Annotated in this window: 22 protein-coding genes; 9 read left to right on the top strand and 13 right to left on the bottom strand. The window is 72.5% G+C overall.

The window, feature by feature from the left end; genetic code table 11:
- Positions 1 to 26: 26 nt before the first annotated feature.
- A complete protein-coding gene (locus ACZ6BG_RS21570) occupies positions 27 to 296 on the bottom strand; it encodes an SRPBCC family protein (protein WP_469003708.1) in 270 nt (89 codons plus the stop codon).
- Positions 297 to 702: 406 nt separating this feature from the next.
- On the opposite strand from ACZ6BG_RS21570, the gene ACZ6BG_RS21565 reads away from it, so the two are divergent.
- Positions 703 to 1,938, top strand: coding sequence for an epoxide hydrolase family protein (locus ACZ6BG_RS21565; RefSeq protein ID WP_469003705.1), 1,236 nt, complete (start codon positions 703 to 705; stop codon positions 1,936 to 1,938).
- 51 nt (positions 1,939 to 1,989) lie between these two features.
- Here ACZ6BG_RS21565 and ACZ6BG_RS21560 read toward each other — a convergent pair whose 3' ends face one another.
- From ACZ6BG_RS21560 to sigJ, 9 genes are all read right to left on the bottom strand, one after another.
- A complete protein-coding gene (locus ACZ6BG_RS21560; protein WP_469003703.1) occupies positions 1,990 to 2,316 on the bottom strand; it encodes a DUF1048 domain-containing protein in 327 nt (108 codons plus the stop codon).
- 1 nt (position 2,317) lies between these two features.
- A complete protein-coding gene (locus ACZ6BG_RS21555; protein ID WP_469003701.1) occupies positions 2,318 to 2,674 on the bottom strand; it encodes a DUF1048 domain-containing protein in 357 nt (118 codons plus the stop codon).
- Positions 2,671 to 2,997, bottom strand: coding sequence for a PadR family transcriptional regulator (locus ACZ6BG_RS21550; RefSeq protein WP_469003698.1), 327 nt, complete (start codon positions 2,995 to 2,997; stop codon positions 2,671 to 2,673). The genes ACZ6BG_RS21555 and ACZ6BG_RS21550 overlap by 4 nt, the downstream gene beginning before the upstream one ends.
- Positions 2,998 to 3,188: 191 nt before the next feature.
- Positions 3,189 to 3,500, bottom strand: a complete 312-nt coding sequence (locus ACZ6BG_RS21545; RefSeq protein ID WP_468456868.1) for a hypothetical protein — start codon at positions 3,498 to 3,500, stop codon at positions 3,189 to 3,191.
- Entirely contained in the window at positions 3,497 to 3,682 is a 186-nt protein-coding gene (locus tag ACZ6BG_RS21540) for a hypothetical protein (protein ID WP_380850313.1), read from the bottom strand. Before ACZ6BG_RS21540 ends, ACZ6BG_RS21545 begins: the two co-directional genes overlap by 4 nt.
- 76 nt (positions 3,683 to 3,758) lie before the next feature.
- Entirely contained in the window at positions 3,759 to 4,886 is a 1,128-nt protein-coding gene (locus tag ACZ6BG_RS21535; protein ID WP_469003695.1) for a hypothetical protein, read from the bottom strand.
- Between the two features lie 2 nt (positions 4,887 to 4,888).
- On the bottom strand, positions 4,889 to 5,962 hold the full coding sequence (locus ACZ6BG_RS21530; RefSeq protein WP_469003693.1) for a hypothetical protein: 1,074 nt from the start codon (positions 5,960 to 5,962) through the stop codon (positions 4,889 to 4,891).
- A 130-nt stretch (positions 5,963 to 6,092) separates the two neighbouring features.
- Positions 6,093 to 6,641, bottom strand: a complete 549-nt coding sequence (locus tag ACZ6BG_RS21525; protein WP_469003691.1) for a YciI family protein — start codon at positions 6,639 to 6,641, stop codon at positions 6,093 to 6,095.
- 68 nt (positions 6,642 to 6,709) lie between these two features.
- The gene (sigJ, locus tag ACZ6BG_RS21520) at positions 6,710 to 7,651 is read right to left on the bottom strand and encodes an RNA polymerase sigma factor SigJ (RefSeq protein WP_469003688.1); all 942 of its coding nucleotides are present in this window, start codon (positions 7,649 to 7,651) and stop codon (positions 6,710 to 6,712) included.
- A gap of 219 nt (positions 7,652 to 7,870) precedes the next feature.
- On the opposite strand from sigJ, the gene ACZ6BG_RS21515 reads away from it, so the two are divergent.
- Entirely contained in the window at positions 7,871 to 8,416 is a 546-nt protein-coding gene (locus ACZ6BG_RS21515; protein ID WP_469003686.1) for a YceI family protein, read from the top strand.
- 126 nt (positions 8,417 to 8,542) lie between these two features.
- The gene (locus ACZ6BG_RS21510) at positions 8,543 to 10,525 is read left to right on the top strand and encodes a hypothetical protein (protein WP_469003684.1); all 1,983 of its coding nucleotides are present in this window, start codon (positions 8,543 to 8,545) and stop codon (positions 10,523 to 10,525) included.
- Positions 10,526 to 10,567: 42 nt separating this feature from the next.
- Here the strand turns inward: ACZ6BG_RS21510 and ACZ6BG_RS21505 are convergent, their stop codons facing one another.
- Positions 10,568 to 10,948 (bottom strand): hypothetical protein, encoded by a 381-nt coding sequence (locus tag ACZ6BG_RS21505; protein WP_469003680.1) that lies wholly within the window; start codon positions 10,946 to 10,948, stop codon positions 10,568 to 10,570.
- A gap of 264 nt (positions 10,949 to 11,212) precedes the next feature.
- Between ACZ6BG_RS21505 and ACZ6BG_RS21500 the strand changes: the two genes are divergently transcribed.
- Entirely contained in the window at positions 11,213 to 12,061 is an 849-nt protein-coding gene (locus ACZ6BG_RS21500) for an acyl carrier protein (protein ID WP_469003678.1), read from the top strand.
- A 247-nt stretch (positions 12,062 to 12,308) separates the two neighbouring features.
- Complete coding sequence (locus ACZ6BG_RS21495) at positions 12,309 to 13,172, top strand: ANTAR domain-containing protein (RefSeq protein ID WP_469003676.1); 864 nt, start codon at positions 12,309 to 12,311, stop codon at positions 13,170 to 13,172.
- A gap of 159 nt (positions 13,173 to 13,331) precedes the next feature.
- Here ACZ6BG_RS21495 and ACZ6BG_RS21490 read toward each other — a convergent pair whose 3' ends face one another.
- Complete coding sequence (locus ACZ6BG_RS21490; protein WP_469003674.1) at positions 13,332 to 14,174, bottom strand: DUF1206 domain-containing protein; 843 nt, start codon at positions 14,172 to 14,174, stop codon at positions 13,332 to 13,334.
- Positions 14,175 to 14,380: 206 nt separating this feature from the next.
- Here ACZ6BG_RS21490 and ACZ6BG_RS21485 point away from each other — a divergent pair, with 206 nt between their 5' ends.
- Positions 14,381 to 14,812 carry an ATP-binding protein gene (locus ACZ6BG_RS21485; RefSeq protein WP_469003672.1) on the top strand — a complete coding sequence of 144 codons (432 nt, stop codon included), beginning with the start codon at positions 14,381 to 14,383 and terminating at the stop codon, positions 14,810 to 14,812.
- Positions 14,813 to 15,004: 192 nt separating this feature from the next.
- Positions 15,005 to 16,186 (top strand): S1 family peptidase, encoded by a 1,182-nt coding sequence (locus tag ACZ6BG_RS21480; protein ID WP_469003670.1) that lies wholly within the window; start codon positions 15,005 to 15,007, stop codon positions 16,184 to 16,186.
- A gap of 156 nt (positions 16,187 to 16,342) precedes the next feature.
- Here the strand turns inward: ACZ6BG_RS21480 and ACZ6BG_RS21475 are convergent, their stop codons facing one another.
- Entirely contained in the window at positions 16,343 to 17,644 is a 1,302-nt protein-coding gene (locus tag ACZ6BG_RS21475) for a phytase (protein ID WP_469003668.1), read from the bottom strand.
- 321 nt (positions 17,645 to 17,965) lie between these two features.
- On the opposite strand from ACZ6BG_RS21475, the gene ACZ6BG_RS21470 reads away from it, so the two are divergent.
- Both ACZ6BG_RS21470 and ACZ6BG_RS21465 read left to right on the top strand, forming a co-directional pair.
- Positions 17,966 to 18,670: a TauD/TfdA family dioxygenase gene (locus ACZ6BG_RS21470; protein ID WP_469004136.1), complete on the top strand. Its 705-nt coding sequence runs from the start codon at positions 17,966 to 17,968 to the stop codon at positions 18,668 to 18,670.
- Positions 18,667 to 19,092, top strand: coding sequence for a hypothetical protein (locus tag ACZ6BG_RS21465; RefSeq protein WP_469003666.1), 426 nt, complete (start codon positions 18,667 to 18,669; stop codon positions 19,090 to 19,092). The genes ACZ6BG_RS21470 and ACZ6BG_RS21465 overlap by 4 nt, the downstream gene beginning before the upstream one ends.
- The last annotated feature ends 22 nt before the right edge of the window (positions 19,093 to 19,114 follow it).

Here is a 19,114-nt window from a genome sequence, read left to right as displayed (position 1 = left end):
GCGGGGGCGGAGCCGGGCCGGGGTGGTCAGGACCAGGCGGGCAGGGACAGGGGCTTGCCGGTCTCCAGGCACGTCTTGAGGTTGGAAAGGACCATGGACCAGCCGCCCGCGACGACGTCGGCGACGCCGCTGCCGTCGGTGCGCCGGTGCTCCCACGGAGAGCCGGGGCGCCAGTCCGAGATGTTGGCGTGCCCCCAGTAGACGGCGGTCGTGTCGGCGTCGGCCAGGGCGTGCCACACCTGGTCCGGGGTGGCCTCGATAGAGGCGGTGTGGACGAACGACTGCTTGGTGGTCATGCCGCGCTCGGCTTTCTGTGTGCGTGCGCCCGCCGCTCCGGTCGGGGCGTACGAACGTGTCGATCCGCCGCTCCTGGACTTCGTGAAGCGGTACGGAAGGGGGACGGGAGCTTTACCCGGTGCGTGCGGCCGGTCCGCTTGGCGTCGGCGGGTCGCGTCGGACGGAGCGCTTGGGATGAAGCACGTCGAACGAAGCGCCTCGGATGAAGCGCGTCGGATGAAGCGCAGAGCCTCGACGGCTCATCCCGTGGAACCCCGACGGCTCGTTCCGTCCAGCTCAGCTCCCTCACTCTCGATTATGCAAGCATTTACTTGCATGTCAAGCGTGACCAGTGTGTACGGCAGCGACTGGAGCGGGGGCCTGCCCCGTGGGCGGCCGGATCGACACACGTACCATCCCCGGGACATGACGACGTCACCGGACCCGAGGAGCACCGCCATCCGCGCCAGCCAGGCCATCCACCCGTTCCGCATCGACATCCCCCAGGACGCCCTGGACGATCTCCACGACCGCCTCGACCGGACCCGCTGGCCCGACGAGTTGCCCGGGGTGGGGTGGGAATACGGCATCCCGCGCGGCTACCTCAAGGAGCTGGCGCACCACTGGCGGCACACGTACGACTGGCGGGCGGCGGAGTCACGGCTGAACCAGTGGCCGCAGTTCACCACCGAGATCGACGGTGCCACCGTCCACTTCGCCCACGTCCGCTCCCCCGAGCCCGGCGCGACGCCGCTCCTGATGTCGCACGGCTGGCCGGGGTCGATCGCCGAGTTCATCGAGGTCGCGGGACCACTCACCGACCCGCGCGGGCACGGCGGCGACCCTGCCGACGCCTTCCACCTGGTCCTGCCGAGCATCCCCGGATTCGGCTTCTCGGGCCCCACCCGGGACACGGGCTGGGAGTTCCAGCGGGTGGCCGCCGCGTTCGGCGAGCTGATGGAGCGCCTCGGCTACGACCGGTACGGGGTCCAGGGCGGCGACTGGGGCGCGGGCATCACGCGCGAGCTGGGCCGGACCCGGCCGGACCGGGTCATCGGCGTCCACCTGAACCTGCTGCCGAACTCGACCCCCACCCAGGAACCCGCCGCGGACGAGCTCGAAGGCCTCAGCGCGGCCGAGCGCGAGCGCACGCTGGCGTCGTGGGCACGCTTCCAGGCGTGGAGCCGGGACCGTCAGGGCTACGCGGACATCCAGTCGACCCGCCCGCAGACCCTGGCGTACGGCCTGACGGACTCACCGGTCGGCCAACTGGCCTGGATCGCAGAGAAGTTCAAGGAGTGGACCGACTCCCGGGACCGTCCGGAGGACGCCGTCGACCGCGACCAGTTGCTCACCAACGTGATGCTCTACTGGCTCACCGGCACGGCCGGGTCGGCGGCCCGCATCTATTACGAGCGGGCACACGCCGCCTACCAAGGCGTCCCGCCGCAGCCCTCGCCGACGCCGACAGCCCTGGCCGTCTTCCCGCACGACAACTTCATCCCGCTGCGCCACATCGCGGACCGGACCAACAACATCGTGCAGTGGACGACCCATGACCGGGGCGGGCACTTCCCGGCGATGGAACAGCCGCGGCTCCTCGTCGACGACGTGCGGCGGTTCTTCCAGACGCTGCGGGCGCGGGCGGGCGGCGGGTGCTGAGACGACCGTCCCAGCACCCGCCGCCTCACGTGTTCCGGCTGTCGGTCGGTCCTACGTCCCGGACGTGCCGGGCTTTCCGCCGATGGACTCCTGATAGACGTCCGCGTTGGTGCGCGATTCCTTGATCAGGTCGTCGCAGAAGGCAGCGACGTCGTCGCCGATGAGTTCCAGGACTCCCTTTCCGGCCGCGACGCCCCCTTCGAAGAAATCGACGATCCCCGGGAGCAGGGGCCCGTCGGGCAATGCGACCGGTCCGACCTTGAAGAAGTACTTCTGCATCTCCTTGTAGACGATCTGGTAGTCGGGTGGGAGCGCCTTGACTCGCGCCATGTGCGCTCGCCACTCCTTCTTGCCCTCGATGATGTCCTGGATTCCCACGTCAGCCTCCCAGCCGGCCCAATTTCCTCGCGACGTTCCGGTTCAACTGCTCGCGCCACCGGTCCCGATAGTCCCGAGACCCTTCTCCGCCGGCCAGCGCCGCACAGAAGCCCTTGATGTCGTCGCCAAGCACCTCGCGAACGCTCTGCCCGTCCCCCGCCGTCTCCTCCAGCAGCCCCAGGGCGCCGTCGAGGATCGGCATCAGGTTGCGGCCCGTGAAGTCCCCGTAGGGGGTGAGGTGCAGATTGATCTGCCCCCACGCCTCCTGATATTCGACCGGCAGCACCTTGGCCCGGGCCTCGAACGCCTTGTATTCCCTGTTGAGATCGCTGCCGGTGATGGTTTCCCAGAAAGTCATCTCCCGCCCTCCTTGAGCCTGTCGATGCGCGAGGAGAGGTACTGCCATTTCACCCAGAACCTCCCGAGTTCTTCGTGGCCCGCGTCATTGAGCGCATAGAACTTGCGCGGCGGACCCATTCCCGACGGCTTTTTCGTCACCTGGACGAGCCCGTTCTTCTCCAGGCGCAGCAAGATGGTGTAGACGGTCCCCTCGACGACGTCGGTGAAGCCGAGTTCGTTCAGCCGACGCGTGATGGCGTACCCGTAGGTCTCCTCGCCGCTGATGATTTCGAGCACGCAGCCCTCGAGCGTGCCCTTCAACATCTCCGTCAGGTCGTCCATCGCGGGCCTCCCCTCCGTCCCCTCCAGTACTGCGTAGTACTGAGTACCACTACACAGTATCACCGAGTAGCTGGACTGTCAGGGGCGCTCACGGCCGTCGGTTCGCGCGGCCTCAGAGCGGCGGGGTCGAACGGGGGGCCATGTCGGTCGTCTTCGCCGCGCGACCGCCTACGGCGCAGGGATTGTCGCGTTCAGAGATCGAGTACGGCGCGGAGCGCGTTGTCGACGAGGGACTGCTGCTCGGGGCCGATGTTGCCGAGCAGCGTGCCCGTCTCGAACCGGGACGCGGAGAGCTGCAGGACGTTGACCGCGACGACCGAGGCGTCGACCGGCGCGGTCAGGCGCACGCTCATCGCGGTGTCGGGGTGCACGGCGGGGGCGTGCAGGACCAGGGCGACGACGGCCCCGTACGCCTCGGCGAGGCCGTCGAGGCTGACGACGAGCACCGTCCGGCTTCCCTTGCCGGTGTCGATGTCCCAGACGTCGCCCTTGCCGATCGTCACAGGGAGTCGCCCTCGCCGTCGAGGTCGAGCGGCGCGATGAGGGCGAGTTTGCGGCCCGCGTCGAGCGTCATCTGCCGGCGCACGGCACGCAGGATGTAGTCGTTCAGCGACGGCGCATCGGCCGCGGCGTCGCGCAGCGGCTGATCCATCGCGTCGGGGATCCGCAGGGTGATGGCAGTCATGACGTCAAATGTAGTGGCACGGGTGACGTCACGACAGGGCTCCGGATGTCGCGTGGGGAGTTCCGCGTGCTCCGTCTCAGCCGAACCTCAGAATCCGCGGCGCGAAGGTGCCCTCGGGCCCTCCGGCCCTGCCGACCGCCCACACCGTCGCCGTGCCCGGGACCGCCGCCAGGCGCAGCGCCGAGGAGTCGCCCTCCCCCGGCACCACCGGTTCGCTGTGCTCGGCGAAGGACTGGCCGTTCCAGGCGAGGAAGTCCGGCCCGGGGATCAGCGGCGGGGTGCTGCCCGGCGGGCCCCACTTCAGCGAGCGGGCCACCGCGACCCAGCCCAGCTCACCGGACGCGGTGGGCGCCAGGGAGGTGATCCCGCCGAAGTCGGTCGGCATGACCACCCGGTGCCACGACTGCCCGTCGAAGCGCGCCAGCAGGGGCGGAATGGGCCTGCCCGGCGGGCCGCCGACGAACCCGGCCGTGCCGCCCGCCCACACCTCGGTCGGCGACACCGCCAGAATGCTGCCCACGGCCGACCGCGGGAACCCGTCGACGCGCGTCTGCTGCCACGCCTTCCCGTCCCAGTGCGACACGGCCGCGCTGTCGTCGGCGGCGCCCGCGGCCCAGACGTCGTCGGCCGCCTTGACGTGCAGGCCGTACACGACTCCCGGCGGCACCGGCATGTCCTGCCAGCCGCGTCCGTCCCAGCGCAGGAGTGCCTGCCCGCCGTCGCGGCCACCGAGCAGCCAGGTCTCGCCGCCGCCCGCGACGACCTTGGAAAGGCCGACCCCGCGCGGCGGTCGGCTGTCGCGCCAGGAACTGCCGTCGAAGCGGAGCAGACGGCTGCCGCCCGCCGCGTCGCGGCCGACGGCCCAGGCCGCGGTCGGTGAGGTCCCGGCGATGGAGAGCAACTCGCCCTGCCAGCGGATCCCGGGCAGGCTCTGGCGCTGCCAGGCGGCGCCGTCCCAGCGCAGCACCAGCGGGAAGCCCGGCGCCTCGCGGCCGACGGCGTCGGCGCCCACCGCCCAGGCCCGGTCCGGGCCGAACGCCACGGCTTCGTTCAGGGCGGTCTGCGGGCGCAGTTGTGCCGGGACCGGAACGTGCTGCCAGGACGGTGCTTCCGCCGCGGCCGAGCTCATGACGGCCACGACGGTCATGGCGACCGCGAGGGCCGCGACGAGGAGTCTGCGTGCCATGGTCGGTCTCGGTGCCATGGTCAGCCTCCCAGCCGCTCGCTCATCAGGTTCGGTTTCGAGCCGTAGATCTCGACGGTCCCGATGGACAGGAGCGCGGACCCGGCCCTCGCCAGTGCCCGGGGTTTGACGTCGATCGCGTTGGTGCGCTCCGGACCGCGGGTGAAGGTGGTGCGGCGGCCGTCCACGCGTGCGTACTTCGACTGGAACGCGCGGTCGCTGCGCACCTGCACCCACAGCGCGCCGTCCGGGCCGCGCACCATGTCCTCGGTGTAGGTGTCGCCCAGGGGCGGGTAGGTGGTGCGCCAGGCGTGGCTGTTCCAGGTCGTCACGTAGGTGCGGGCCACGCCGTCGGTGTACTGGCTGCCGCCGATCGTGACGCGCCCGGAGCGTTCGGGCAGGATCGTGTGCACGTTGCTGTTCGGCGGCAGCGGCACCTTCGCGTACCGCCACCCCGTGCCGTCGTGGCGCAGGACGGTCCGCTCGCCGGTGCGGGTGCTCGCCCAGGCCCAGACGTCGGTGGAGGTGCGCGCCGTGACGCCCATCAGGAACAGCACGTCGTCCGGCGTGGACTCCGTGGTCCAGCGGGAACCGTCGTAGTGCAGCACCTTGAGGCCGTCGCCGTCCTCACCGACCACCCAGGCGCCGCCCGGTACGGCGGTGAAGTCCTGGTAGACCCAGAGGGTCTGCGGCAGCGGGACGGCGCTCCACTCGCCCGCCGCCGACCGGCGCAGGACCTCGCCCTCCCCCGCGCGGTTGTGGAAGATCCACACCTCGTCGCCGACGAACTGCGCCTTGCCGAGCCACCCCGGCTCACCGGCGCCGGGGAAGGTGGTGTCCCGGCTCCACTTCGCGCCGTCCCACCGGTACAGCATCGGCTTCAGGTCGCCGAACTCGCCCTCGTAGCCCGTCGCCCACGCCTCGCGCGGCCCGCGGGCGGCGAGGTCCTTCACGGTCACCGGCGGGGCGGCGGCCGGTACGGGCAGCGCCTCCCAGCCCGGTGTCGCCGCCGCGGCCCGTGGCACGGGCGCGGCCGGCGACACCACCGCGGCACACGCGAGCACGAGGCAGACCAGGAGCGCACGGAGACCGTTCACGAGACCCCCCATGACGTGAAGGTCGCAGAGCCTATGGGCGTTGCCCTCCCGTGAACAGACGGCATTCGGCCATCACGGTTCCCTTTGAGGGACCGTGGCTCCAGGAGTCCCGCCGCGGCGCCCTGGCGCGCTAGCGGCGCCCGCCGCACTCCCAGTCATGGACCTCGATGGCGGCGTACCGGTCCCCGGTCAGCACGGCGCGTGCCGTGTCCGCGTCCGGGGCCTGGAGCAGCACCGCCGTGCCCAGCCAGGCGGCGCCGTCGTCGGAGAGGAGCGGTCCGTACGCGATCAGGTCGTCCCGGTCGGGCGGCACATCGGTGTCGGCGGCCGGTCCCGAGCCGAGGCCGAGGACCAAGTACCGGTTGCCGCCGGTCAGTCCGCCGGGGAAGTCCCACATCGTGCGTCCCAGGAGGTTGCGCCAGCGGCGCAGCAGCACGTCCCGGTACCCGCCGGCCTGGTAGGTGGGCTCGTCGAAGGCGAACGCGCGGGCCGAGGCGGGGTCCGGGGCGTCGACGATGTGCACGCTGCCGGTGGGCGTCTCGCCGTCGGCGGCGAAGGTCGGGCCGCGCGCGATCAGTTGCTTCGCGAAACGGTCCATGTAGGACCAGTGCTCCTCCTGCAGCTCCTCTCGCAGGGGGAGGGAGTCGGGCCGGTCGCGGTGGTAGCAGAGGAACTCCATGGTCAGAGTCTCTCCCAGCGTATGACGGCTGCTCAACTCCCTTTGTCGACGGCGGCTGCCCGCGCGCGTCAGCCCGTCGTCCAGAGCCTGAGCTTCTCCGGGTTCCGTACGGCCCAGATGTGCTTGATGCGGTCCCCGACGACCTCGAACGCGAACACCCCGATGGTGGCGCCGTCCTGCTGCGCCACCAGACCGGGCCGACCGTTGACCGTACGTTCCAGGATGACCAGGTCCGGCACCCGGCCGACGATGCCGATCAGGCCGTGGGCGATCTGCTCGCCGCCCGCCACCGGGTGGAGCGAGGCGGCGACGCGGCCGCCGCCGTCGCCGGTCGCCAGGGCGTCGGGGTCGAGGAGGCCGATGAGGGCGGTCAGGTCCTTGGACTCCCACGCCTGCTTGAAGTCCCGGACGATGCCCGCCTGTCGGGCCGCCGGGGTCACGGGAGGCGCCGAGTCGCGGACCCGGCGCCGGGCCGACGAGGCCAGCTGACGGCATGCCGCCGGGGTCCGGCCGACGATGTCGGCCACCTCGGCGAAGGAGTAGCGGAAGACGTCGTGCAGGATGAACGCGACACGTTCGGCCGGGGTCATCGACTCCAGGACGACGAGGAACGCCATGGTGATCGACTCGTCGAGGGTGACCCGGTCCGCCGGGTCGGCGGTGGCCGCGGCGGCGCCCGACCGCCCGTCGACCCACTCCGCACGACCGGGCAGCGGCTCGGGGATCCACTCGCCCACATAGCTCTCCCTCCTGACCCGTGCCGAGCGGAGCAGGTCGAGGCAGATGCGGCTCGCGACCTTCGTCAGCCAGCCCCCGGGTGACGCGATGGCGTCGTGCTGCTGCGGAGACATGGCATACCAGCGGGCGTACGTCTCCTGCACCACGTCCTCGGCGTCGGCCAGTGAGCCAAGAAGCCGGTAGGCGACTCCGATCAGCTGCCGCCGCTCGCTCATGATCGCGTCGAGGCTCGGATCGAGCAGGCCGGGTCCGGATGCGGAAGGGGTGGTCATGGTGCGGTGGGCTCCCTCGGTCACGTGCGCTGTCACCCCTATGACGAGCCAGGCCCGCGAAATGTGAGATCGGCGCGTCGGCGGGCGGACCCGCTCACATCTCACCGGGCCGTGTCGTCGGTGAGGTGTCGCGGCGACGTCGGCGGCGACCTCCGCACGACGTCCACCCTGACGCCTCTCCGCCCCCGCCACCCCTCGCCCCTCCAGGAGCAACCCGCCATGACCACCACGACCGCCCTCAACGAGCTGGCCGGTGACTACGTCCTCGACGCCGCCCGCAGCCGGACCGGGTTCGTCGCCCGGCACACCATGGGCACCAAGGTGCGCGGCCACTTCGAGTCGTTCGAGGGCAGCGCGCACCTGGACGGCGACGACCCGTCGAGGTCGAGTGCCGAGCTGACCATCCAGGCCGCGAGCGTCCAGACCCACAACCCGCAGCGCGACGAGCCCCTGCGCACCAAGTTCCTGGACGCGGACGCCCACCCGTACATCACGTTCCTGTCGACCCGGGTGGCGCAGGTCGACGGGACCCGTTTCAAGGTCACCGGTGACCTCACCGTCCGGGGCGTGACCAAGCCGGTCACCGTCGACTTCGAGCTGACCGGCGCCGAAGAGGACCCGGCGAACGGCTTCCGGGTCGGCTTTCGAGGCGGCGTCACGATCAACCGCAAGGACTGGGACGTGAACTGGAACGCCGCGACCGGGGTCATGGTCGGGGCGAAGGTGACCCTGGAGTTCGACGTCGCCGTGGTCCGCTGCTCCTGACCCACCCGTCCGTGGGCGGCGCCTCCCCGCCGACGTACCGCCGCGCGGGCTGTGACCATCCCAAGATTCACTCGTTTGACGGAGGGCAGCGGCCGATGTCATCAGCCTTTGGGAGGCGGCCTCTCCATGCCCACGTCCGACGCCCGCACCTCGGGTCCCGCGCAGCGGATCTCTCTCGGCCAGGCCGAGGCGGCCCTCGTCGACCGCTACACCAACCTGGTACGCCTCGCCTATCTGATCCTTCCGGTCACGCTCTCCCGGCACCGCCGGGTCCTCGTCGCGCACGCGCTGGTGCAGCGTGCGCTGCCGGGGCCCTGGGGGTTCCGTTCACGGGACACGGCCGCGCGGGTACCCGCGCAGCGCACCGGCGGCGGGTCCACCGGCGCCACCTGGCTGCTCCTTCGGGTCGTGCGGGCGGCGTTGGCGTACGAGCGGCGTCCTCGCGGCTGGCCGAAACGGCTGCCGCCGCCGAGGGCGCTGCTGGTGGTGCTCCCCGTGGTGTGGGGACTGCGGTTGTTCCCGCGGGCGGGCGGTGTCGACGAGGTCACGCTCGGGCAGGCCTGCGCCCAGGTCTCGCCCGCCGCCCGCGCCGCCTTCGTGCTGCGCCGCCTCGACGGGCTCGCGGACGCGGAGGTCGTGGAGTTGCTCGACGCCGCGGGCGCCGAACGGCCGAAGGACGCGCTACGGGCCTCGTACCGCCTGGAGGAGCTGGCAGGCCCGGCGGCCGCCTCACTGCTGCGGTCCCGGGAGTTCGACGCCTGCTCCGTGCAGACGCGGCCCACCGACCTGCTGCGGCGCAGGCGGCGGGCCCGGCTCGCCTGGGCGGCGGTGGCGCTGCTGCTGCTCAGCGGCCTGGTCCTGACCGGCCTTGAGGCGGAGGGCGACAAGGGGACCGGCCTCGCGACCGGGCCCGCCGCGGCCGCCGCGGACCGGCTGCTCCGGGCTCCCGCAGCGGAGTGGGCCGACACCGCCCGCGTCGACTTCACCGCCTGGCCGCCCCGGGGACCGCGCACGGACGACCGCGCCCTGCTCGTCCGCGCCCTCGCCGTCTGGGCCGGCCCCGGCCGCGGCGTGCGTGTCACGTCCGCACCGGCCACGGCCACCGAACCGCCCGGCCGGGCACCGCGGTTGCTGTACGCCGGTGTCGTCGGCGGCCGTACCGTCGTGCTTTTCCACGACGCCGAGCGCGTCGTCCGTTACAGCGAGGACTCCTCGGGCGACGATCCCGCGCTCGACTTCGCCCGCGCCGACAACGCCGATGTGACCACGGCCGCCGCGGTCGCCGTCAGCCGCGCCGACGGCCGCACCCGGTACCTCACCGCGCCGTGGATCGCCGAGACGCACACCCGTGATCTGCTGCGGCCCGATACGGCGAGCAAGCCGTTGAACGTCTCGGCCGACGGGATCACCGCTCCCGTGCCCGACCCTGCCATCGGCCGCTCCTGCGACGCCTGGCCCGCGCTGCAACTGCGCTCCTCGTCGCGCATCGCGGAGAAGCACGCGTTCCTGGTCACCGACCTGGGCGGGCTGCTGCCCGTCCATCTGACGTACACGCCGCTGCCCGGCTCCGGTGCCCCCGCCCGCCAGCCGCGCGAGGCGATGAGCCCGCAGGCGCTCGCCGGTTGGGCCCGGACCGCCTGCCAACTGCCCGAGCTGCGCCGGGGCACGCGGTCGGTCAACGTCTGGGACTTCGCCGAGCAGGACCTGCCGGAGGACGACGGGCGGGCGCTGTGGTCCTGCGCCCGCGCCACCACCTGGCGCGGCCCCGGCGATGTGCTCCTCCAGTTCAAGGCACCGGCGGCGCGGGCCACGGCATCGGCTCCCGTGATCGCCCGCGCCCGGTCCACGGCCGCCTGCGGCCGGTTCGGCCAGCACGTCGTGGCGAGCACCACCTGGCGGGCGGACTCGGGCAGGCGATATCTGCTCGCCGCCGGGAGCCGCGAGGTCACTGGCATCGACGTCACGGGGGACGTGGACGCCTCCGAACGGGGCCGGACCCTTGCGGAACCGGCGCCGCGCGACGCGCACGCACGGGTGCGCGCGCGTCTCAGCACCGGCGAGACCCTGGCCCCGCCCGGAGCCGCACCCGCCCCGGGGCGCTCCGGATAGGGCCCGCGCGTCCCCGCGACCTGACCTCGTGATCGCTGGGGGTCAGGAGGCGTGGGGTGCCCAGCGGCGCAGAGCATCGATCGTCGTCTCCGGTGAGGTGTTGAAACAGAAGCGGATCCCGGGGGCCTCGGCGACGAGCAGGTTGATCAGCCGCTCGAACAGCAGGGTGTGTTCGGGCGCCATGCGCACGCCGCCACCGCACATGGCCAGTTCCACGGAATCCTCGGCCAGGGCCGCGCGTACCGTCTTCTCCGCCTCGTCCGGATCCACGCCGATCAGGCAGTGCTTGGCGTCGAAGCCCGCCGCCCGTACCGCCGCGAGGCCCTGCTCGATCCGTGCGCCCAGCGTGGCCTCGTCCAGGTCCGGATGTTGGCTGTAGTCGATCGCGCTCGGGTGGAGGCCAACCATCAGAATCTTTGCCACGTTCATCATTCCTCACGGGAGACAGAACCATGTCGATCGAAGAACCCGTCGCCAGTGTGAGGGTTCCTGCCGGTGGCGGGTGATCCGGGGGCCCGCGGCGGCGCCCTTCGACACGGGGAGAACAAGCAGCCAACCACCCGTCAAACACCCCATGTACGGCGCATGCACGCTCAGCGAGCCCTACAACCACCCACAGCGCTCCGCGTGTCGAAACCTGTGCCGGGACCACCGGCGCCACCGACACCCGACACCCACGGAGTTCCCGTGCACCTGCGTACCCGTCCACCGGTCGCCCGGCTGACCGCGGCCGCCGCGCTCGCCCTCGCCACCCTCGCCCTGGGCATGGCGCCCGCCCACGGCACGGACACCGCCCGCGCGACCGACGACCCGCCGGAGGCCCCCTACACGGTGAGCCTCACCAGCAGCGGGAGCACGACCGACTACGCCCACCGGGACGTCGACCTCACCGGCACGGTGTCCCGCGCCGACGGCACCCCCGTGGCCGACGCGCCGGTCAAGCTGCTCAAATCCGTGCTGTACGACACCTGGAACCCGCGGGGCGACCCCATCGACCCGACCGAGCGGGAGACCCTGAACCTGGGCACGGTCCACACGGACGCCAAGGGGAACTTCACGCTCGCCGACGTGAAGGCGGACCGCTGGGAGGACAAGCCGAGCGTCTTCCTGTTCCCCCGTCACCGCGTGGAGTTCCAGGCCTCCTACGACCCTGGCGACCCCACGGACAACGAGATCTACTTCGGCGACACCACGGTCGCCGCCCAGCCGGTCGCCGGCACCATCACCCACAAGGTCAACCGCACCAAGGTCCGCAAGGGCGACACCCTGATCGTCACCGGCAAGGTCACCTGGCCCCGCGGGCACGGCCCCGTCGCCGGTACCCGCGTACTGCTGCGGACGTACTACGAGTCGGCGTACAACGCGCAGACCAAGACCGACGCGAGCGGGAAGTTCACCGTCCGCGCCAAGATCCGTGACTACGACAACGAGTTCGTGGTCTTCTCCGCGCCCACGGACTACTACATCGCCGGGGCCGCCGAGGACCTGCCCGTCAAGAACGTCACCAGGCCGGTCGGCGCACACGTCGCTCCCTGACCGAGCGGTTCGCCGGGCGGGGCCGCACGCGCCCCGCCCGGTTCGGATCCACCTGGACGTGACGCAGGTCCCTGCGCGCACCGGCGCGGGCCGCTACCGTGGTGCGGGTGCTTGGGAAGTAGGCACATCAACAAGTGACTTGCCGGCTGAAGCGGGGAAAGAGTTCGGCCGCGAGTATCCAAGGACACGCGTGTGTCCACGGACAGCTGATGTGTGCTGTGCCCCAGGCTGCGAGGGAGACCGAACCGTGAGTCAGGACCACCTGGACTCAAGCCCGACCGACTCCGGCCACGCGGCCGACGCACCGCCCGCGACCGACGCGGTGCCGGAACCACGGCAGCAGGATGTCGCCCTGCGCAACCGCCAGTTGGCGCACGCCTGCGTCGCGCGCGCCCAGGGCGTGCTGATCGGCCGCTACCGGCTCGAGTCGTCGCAGGTGGCGTTCGATCTGCTGCGCCGGACGTCACAGCAGATGAACATCAAGCTGCACACGCTGGCCGACGCGGTGATCCGGGTGCCGGGCCCCGACGCGGACGCCGAGCTGTGGTTTCCCGGGCGGGCCCGCTACAGCCCGCCGCCCCTGCCGGGTCTGGCGCAGCCGGAGGGCGACCACAGCGGGCAGGGCGCGGTGCTGAAGTCCACGCTGCGGCGGGTCCTGCACGTCACACAGGCCGGGATGGGCAACGTGCAGGTGGCGGAGCACGGAATGCTGCGCCTGGAGAGACACGTCGGGCTGAGCCGGGAGTTCACCGACTTCTTCGCCTTCGTGCAGGACTCGACGACGTCGTGCGCGCAGGCCGCCGAGGAGAGCCGGCAGGTGACGGTGAAGGACGTGGCCGTCGCGGAGATCTTCGACGAGGACTCCCGGCGCACCATCCTGCGGGCGGGCAGCCGCGCCTGCCACAGCGTTCCCCTGACGGGGCCGGGCGGTGCGGTGCTCGGCATGGTCTCCTCGCACCACGAACGCCCCCTGCTCGGGTTCACCCGCACGCAGCTCGGCGAGTTGGAGGCCGTCGGTGAACAGGTCGGCCGCTGGCTGGCCTGGCACCGCAACACGCGCGTCCTGGACGCCCTGGAACACCTCCACGCCGCCGCTGCCGCCCTGCGCTGACGCGACGGGCCCGAGCGTCCGCGCAACCGGCCCGACTCCCGGCGGACCAGCCGACCATACGCGCAACCAGTCGACTCCCGCGGGCCGAGCCGCCCCTGACAGCGCGCAGAGCCGAGCCGCCACCAACCATCCCCACGAGCCCACCTCCGGCAGGCCCCCTCACACCCGCCGCCACCGCGCGCACGCCCAGGAGAAGAGGCCGAACGCCACCAGCGCCAGCGCCACCGCGACGAGCAGCCACGGGCCCGCCGGGGTGTCGCGGAACGAGCGCAGGACGTCGTCCATGCCCTTCGCCTCCCCCGGCTCGTGCCGCACGGCGGCCACCAGGACGAAGGCCCCGGCCGCGGCGAAGACGGCGCCGCGGCCGCTGCCGCCCACCACGCCGAGGGTGTCCACGGTCCGGCGTACCGGGGTGGACATCTCGTTCATCCGCAGGTGCTTGTGGTACTTGCGCCGCACCGCCCGCACGGCGATCCACACGCCGGCCGCGGCCACGCCCGCGCCCGCGGCGCCGACGATCCACTGTCCCGCGGGCCAGCCAAGCGCGGTCGCCGTCACATCGTCGCTCTGACGGTCGGAGGAGCCGCTGCCGCTGCCCTTGTCCCCGGTGACGTAGGCCAGGACGGAGTAGGCGACCACGCCGTAGAAGACGGCCCGGCCCGCCGACGCGAGGCGCTTCCTGGCCCGGTGGCCGTCCGGTCCGGCCTGCCCGAACAGCGCCTCCGAGAGCCGCCACAGCGCCATGCCCACGAGGGCGAGCCCCAGGAGCCACAGCAGGACACTCCCGAACGGCTTGTCGGCGATCTCCGTCAGGGCGCCGCCCCGGTCGGCCTGCTGCCCGCCGTCGTCGGCGAACGCGATGCGCAGCGCGAGGACGCCGACGAGCGCGTAGAGGACGCCGCGCGCCACGAATCCGGCGCGTGCCGCCGACCCTACGGCACGCCCCTTCGCCACTCGGCGCGCCTGCTGTGTCCCGTCGCGTACGACCCCGTCGAATCCCATGGCCCGCGAGTGCCCCGGTACAGCGGCACGATGCGCGTGGATCGTGCACACAGGAGCGCGGGCGGGACGGCAGGGCGTCGGCAAGGGGCGGTTCTCACCCTGCGCCCTGCACCTGAGAGTTCTGTGCCCTGTGCATGAGGGCCGTTGAAGCGGCGCGGAGCGGGGTACTCGGAGGGCAGGCTGTGCCAACCGTGTGAGGGTGCGTCATGTCGGATGCTTCGCTGCGGGCCGTCGGCTGGGCCCAGTCCTTCCCCGTGTCCCGAGGCGTCAGAGCCGGGCGGGAGTGGGCCCGCGCCCATATGGAGTCCCTGGGGTGGGCGCGCACGGACCCGGACGCGGTGGACTCGGTCGTCCTCGCGGTGTCCGAGCTGGTCACCAACGCCCACCACCACGCCCGCACCAGCGCCCAGGTGGTGCTGACCTGGGACGGGCAGGGGCTGCACCTGACCGTCCACGACTCCGGGCCGGGATCCCCCGCGCCGCGCCCCGCGGACGACACCAGCGTCAGCGGCCGCGGCCTGGCCATCGTGGACGCCCTCGCCGACACCTGGAGCATCCATCCCACGGCGGACGGCAAGACCATCACCGCCTGCTTCAAGGGCCCCGGCGACGCGCCCTGCTCCCGGCGCGACACCTGAAGGCACTCCCTCCGGACTCCCCTCTCGTGAAGAGCCCTCCGCACAAAGGGCTCCCCGCGAAGAGCCGAGCCGTGGCGAAGGTATGGACTTGACCGCGTGCTCTCCCTACGCTCTGCCGCATCACGAACTGAGAGCGCTCTCAGCAACTCTGGTCCACCACACCCGCGTTGGAACGACGAGAGGTCCCCCACTGTGAGACGCACCGTCCCCGCGAGACGCGCCGGCAGCGCACGCCTCGGCCTGTCCGCCCTGCTCCTGATGGCCACCTGCGCCGGCACCGGGCTCTCCTCCGCCGCTGCCGCCGACCGCGCAGCGACCCCCGACCGCACGTCCCCACCACCCGCCTCCGCCGCCCTCCTCGACGCCATGGAGCGCGACCTCGGCCTGACCCCCGCCGCCGCGCGTGAGCGGCTCGCCGACGAACAGCGGGCCACCGCGACCGAGAGCGCGGCACGCAAGGCCGCCGGTGCCGCGTTCGGCGGCGCCTGGTTCGACGAGAGGCGCGGCGGCCTCACCGTCGCCGTGGCACAGCGGCGCGCCCTCGCCGACGTCCGCGCGACCGGCGCCGACGTCCGGCTCGTCGAGCACAGCACCAGGGAGCTGAACGCGGCGAAGGCCCGCGTCGACAAGCTCGACGCCCCGGCGGACGTGGCCAGTTGGCGCGTCGACCACAAGGCGAACCGTGTCGTCGTCGAGGTCGTCGCCGGACACCACGGCGACAACGATGTCAGCAGCTTCCTGCGGAAGGCCCGCGCCGTCGCGCCCCTGCGGGTGGCGACGGTCCCCGAGGGGCCGCGGACCTTCGCCGCGGGCACGGTGGGCGGCGACCCGTACTACACCGGCAACGTCCGCTGCTCCATCGGCTTCTCGGTGCACGGCGGCTTCGTGACGGCCGGGCACTGCGGGCGCGCGGGCGCGTCGGTGCGCGGCTGGGACGGGTCCGACATGGGCACGTTCCAGGGCTCCTCGTTCCCGGGTGACGACTACGCGTACGTGTCCGTCGGGCACGGCTGGTGGACCGTGCCGGTCGTCCTCGGCTGGGGCACGATTCCCGACCAGCTCGTGCGCGGCTCGGCCGAGGCGCCCGTCGGGTCGTCGATCTGCCGCTCCGGGTCCACCACGAAGTGGCACTGCGGCCGGCTGCTCGCCAAGAACGAGACCGTCAACTACTCGGACGGCACGGTCGTGCACCAGCTGACCAAGACCAGCGTCTGCGCCGAAGGCGGCGACTCGGGCGGCTCGTTCATCAGCGGCGACCAGGCCCAGGGCGTGACCTCCGGCGGCTGGGGCAACTGCACCAGCGGCGGCGAGACGTGGTTCCAGCCGGTGAACGAGATACTCGGGCGCTATGGGCTGAGGCTGCACACCGCCTGATCGCGACCGGCCGGAACGAACCTTCCCGAGTGGGCCCGGCCGGTCCCGCCTGATCACGCACGACCGATCAGACCGTCAGACCGCGCCGGGGCACGTGAACCCCGGGGTGCCGACAGACCGCGCACACGTGACGCGGCTGTCGGCGCCCGGTCCCGCTCAGTCCTCCAGCGCGTCCACGACGTCGTCGAGGCGGACGAACTTGAAGCCCGTGGCCTCGCGTCCGGACGCATGCGGGGTCTCGTCGCCGTCCTGGACGACGAGGAGACCGTGCGGGTACTTGGCGCCGAGCGGGGCGTTGAGCGCGGCGGCCCCGTCGCACTCCTCGGAGCCGTCGAGGGTCGCGGAGGCAGCGGTGACGCGGAAGCCGCCCTCGTACTCGTTGTCCTCGCCGCGTTCGCGGTCGTACGCGGCGAAGGTGTTGTCGCCCTGGCTGGAGGCGAGCAAGTAGCCGTCGCCGTCGCGTTCGGTGAGCAGCGTGAGGCCTTCCACGTCGGCGGCGAGCCGCTTGCCGCCGTAGCCGGGGTCGGCGCCCGGCACGCACTCGTCCGTGGCCTCGTCGTAGGTGCCCGGCACGCCGTACTCGCGCACCTTGTCGACGAGGGTGGGCGTGCCGGTGAGGTCGGCGCGCAGCCGCCAGATGCCGACGTCCTCCTGGCCCGCGTAGAGGGTGCCGTCGGCGGGGTCCACGACCATGCCCTCGACCTGGGGCAGTTGGCCCGGTTCGGCGCACGGCGTCCAGGAGGTGCCGTTGGGAAGGCGGAAGGCCGACGGCAGGTCAAGGGTGCGTATCGTGCGGTAGCCGACCGTGCCGGAGCGGCCGGGCAGCAGCTCGAGGAGGGCGACGCGGGTCCGCTCGCGCCGGCTGACGACGGCGTACGAGCGACCCGTGGCCCGGTCGGTCCAGGTGGCCAGGCCGTAGGCGGTGCGCTGTTCGTTGATCTCCCCCTGGTCCGCGGAGAAGACGGGGGCCGCGGCCGGGTCGGTGACGTCGGTGAGCGGGCCGCCGGGGCGGTCGCGGTCGATGCGGTAGAACCGCAGCCGGTCGTTGCCCCGGTCGCTGGTGACCGCGATGTCGGCGCGGCCGGTGGACAGCTTCAGCCCGTGGACCAGGTCGACGTTGTTGAAGCGGCCGGGGGCGTCGCCGGGTGCCGGTCCTGCGGGCGCGGGCAGCTCCTGTACCTGCCGGGCGTCGAGGTCGTACACCCTCAGACCGCCCTCCTTGGCCGTGGCGACGACCAGACTGCGGCCCGGGTCCGCGGTGTTCCGCCAGATCGCCGGGTCGTCGGCGTCGGAGTTGCCGCCCGCCTCGTCGTCGTACAGCGGCGCCGTCTCGGCCCGGGGGGTGAGCGCGGGCAGGGCGCCGGGCGCGTGCGCCTGCGCGGGGGCCGTGGCGGCGAGGGCGGCGAGGGCGGTCGCGACGGCGAGGACGCTCGGTATGCGGATACGGACCTTGGGCACGGATGGGCTCCTTCGGTTCCTCACGGACGCAACTCGTGACGGCTGCGGTTCACGGCGGACTTCGGCTTGTCCTGGACGCGCGGCGCACCCGGCGTCCTGCCCGACCGTGTGCGCTCGCAGGCTCTTAGGTACTGATGCGGGGTGAGGGGCGGAAGTACGCCCGCGGAAGAGGACACGTCATGCACATAAACGGCATGCGCATGACGAGGACACCGGCGCGAGAACGCCGCCTCCCGGGCCCCTCCCCCGGCCGACAATGGCGGCAGGGGGACACGGGGGGACGGGGCATCCGGTGAGGTGTTCGTGCTGCCCTGACGGAACGTGGGAGCGGGCCGCCGACCGCCCGGCGCCCGCGCTCAGGCCCGGCGTCGTGGACCGAATCGCCGGACAGCGGCACGCCATCGAACTCCTGCAGGACATCGGCCGGTTCGTGCCCCAGTACACCGGCACCGTGGAGCACGAGGTCGTGCACCGTCCCGGCAACGACGGCCGCGCCTACTCGCAGAGCAGCAACACGATCCGCGCCCACACCGAGGCGCCGGGCTGGGACCCGAGCCCGCGCCACCTCGCCCTGTACTGTCACCAGCAGGCCCGCTGCGGCGGCGGCCACACGGACCTGCTCGACGGACGGCTTCTGGAGAAGCGGCTCTGCCCGGCCGAGCACGCCCTCCTCACCGAGCCCCGGCTCGCCTTCCCCGGCCCGGGAAGCGGGACCGTCACCGTGCCGACGCCGTACGAGGAGGCCGACGGCCGCCCGGTGCTCAAGTTCGGCGACAACCTGCTGACCGCCGCCGACTACGACGCCGCCCTCGACGCGTCCCCGGAGCCGGAGCTGCTGCCGCTCGGGCGGGCGCGGCCCTGGCCCGCCGGGCGGGCGAGCTGTTCGACCAGTACCGCACACGGTTCCTGGTCCCCGACGGGTGTCTGCTCATCTGGGACAACCAGCGGATGCTGCACGCCCGTTCCGCGTACGAGGACTACGAGGACGCGGACCGCCATCTGAGCCGCTACTGGATCGCCGCATGAGCGGCCCGGGAACCCGCACGGTGTCGGGCCGCAGGCTGGCCGCGCTGGTGCGCGACCTGTGCGCGGACGCCAGGCTCGCGCACGATGTCGACGTGGTCGGCCAGGTGCTTTCGTTCAAGCTCAGCGGCCATGTCATCGACCATCTGGTGGACTGGAAGAGCGCCCCGGACGACCCGCCGTTCCGGCCGCTCTTCCCGCACCGCGACATGATCGACCCGGCGCACTTCCGGGCCGTGGAGCGCACCCTGGGGGACCCGGCGGCGCTGCGGGCCGCCGTGGCCGCCGTCCGCCGCGACCTCACCCCGCACCCTGGCCGACCACCCCACGTCACAGCCCGCCCCGGGATCCGTCACCGCCGCGCTGCGGGACGCGTATCAGGACACGGTGACCGGCGAGAAACACCCCGTTGTCCGACTGGCTGACTCCCGTGCCGCGCCCTCGCGC

This window comes from Streptomyces sp. NPDC041205 (genome assembly GCF_055591765.1).
Note: the sequence above shows the minus strand (reverse complement) of the source record. Positions and strands in the feature narration are given on the sequence as shown.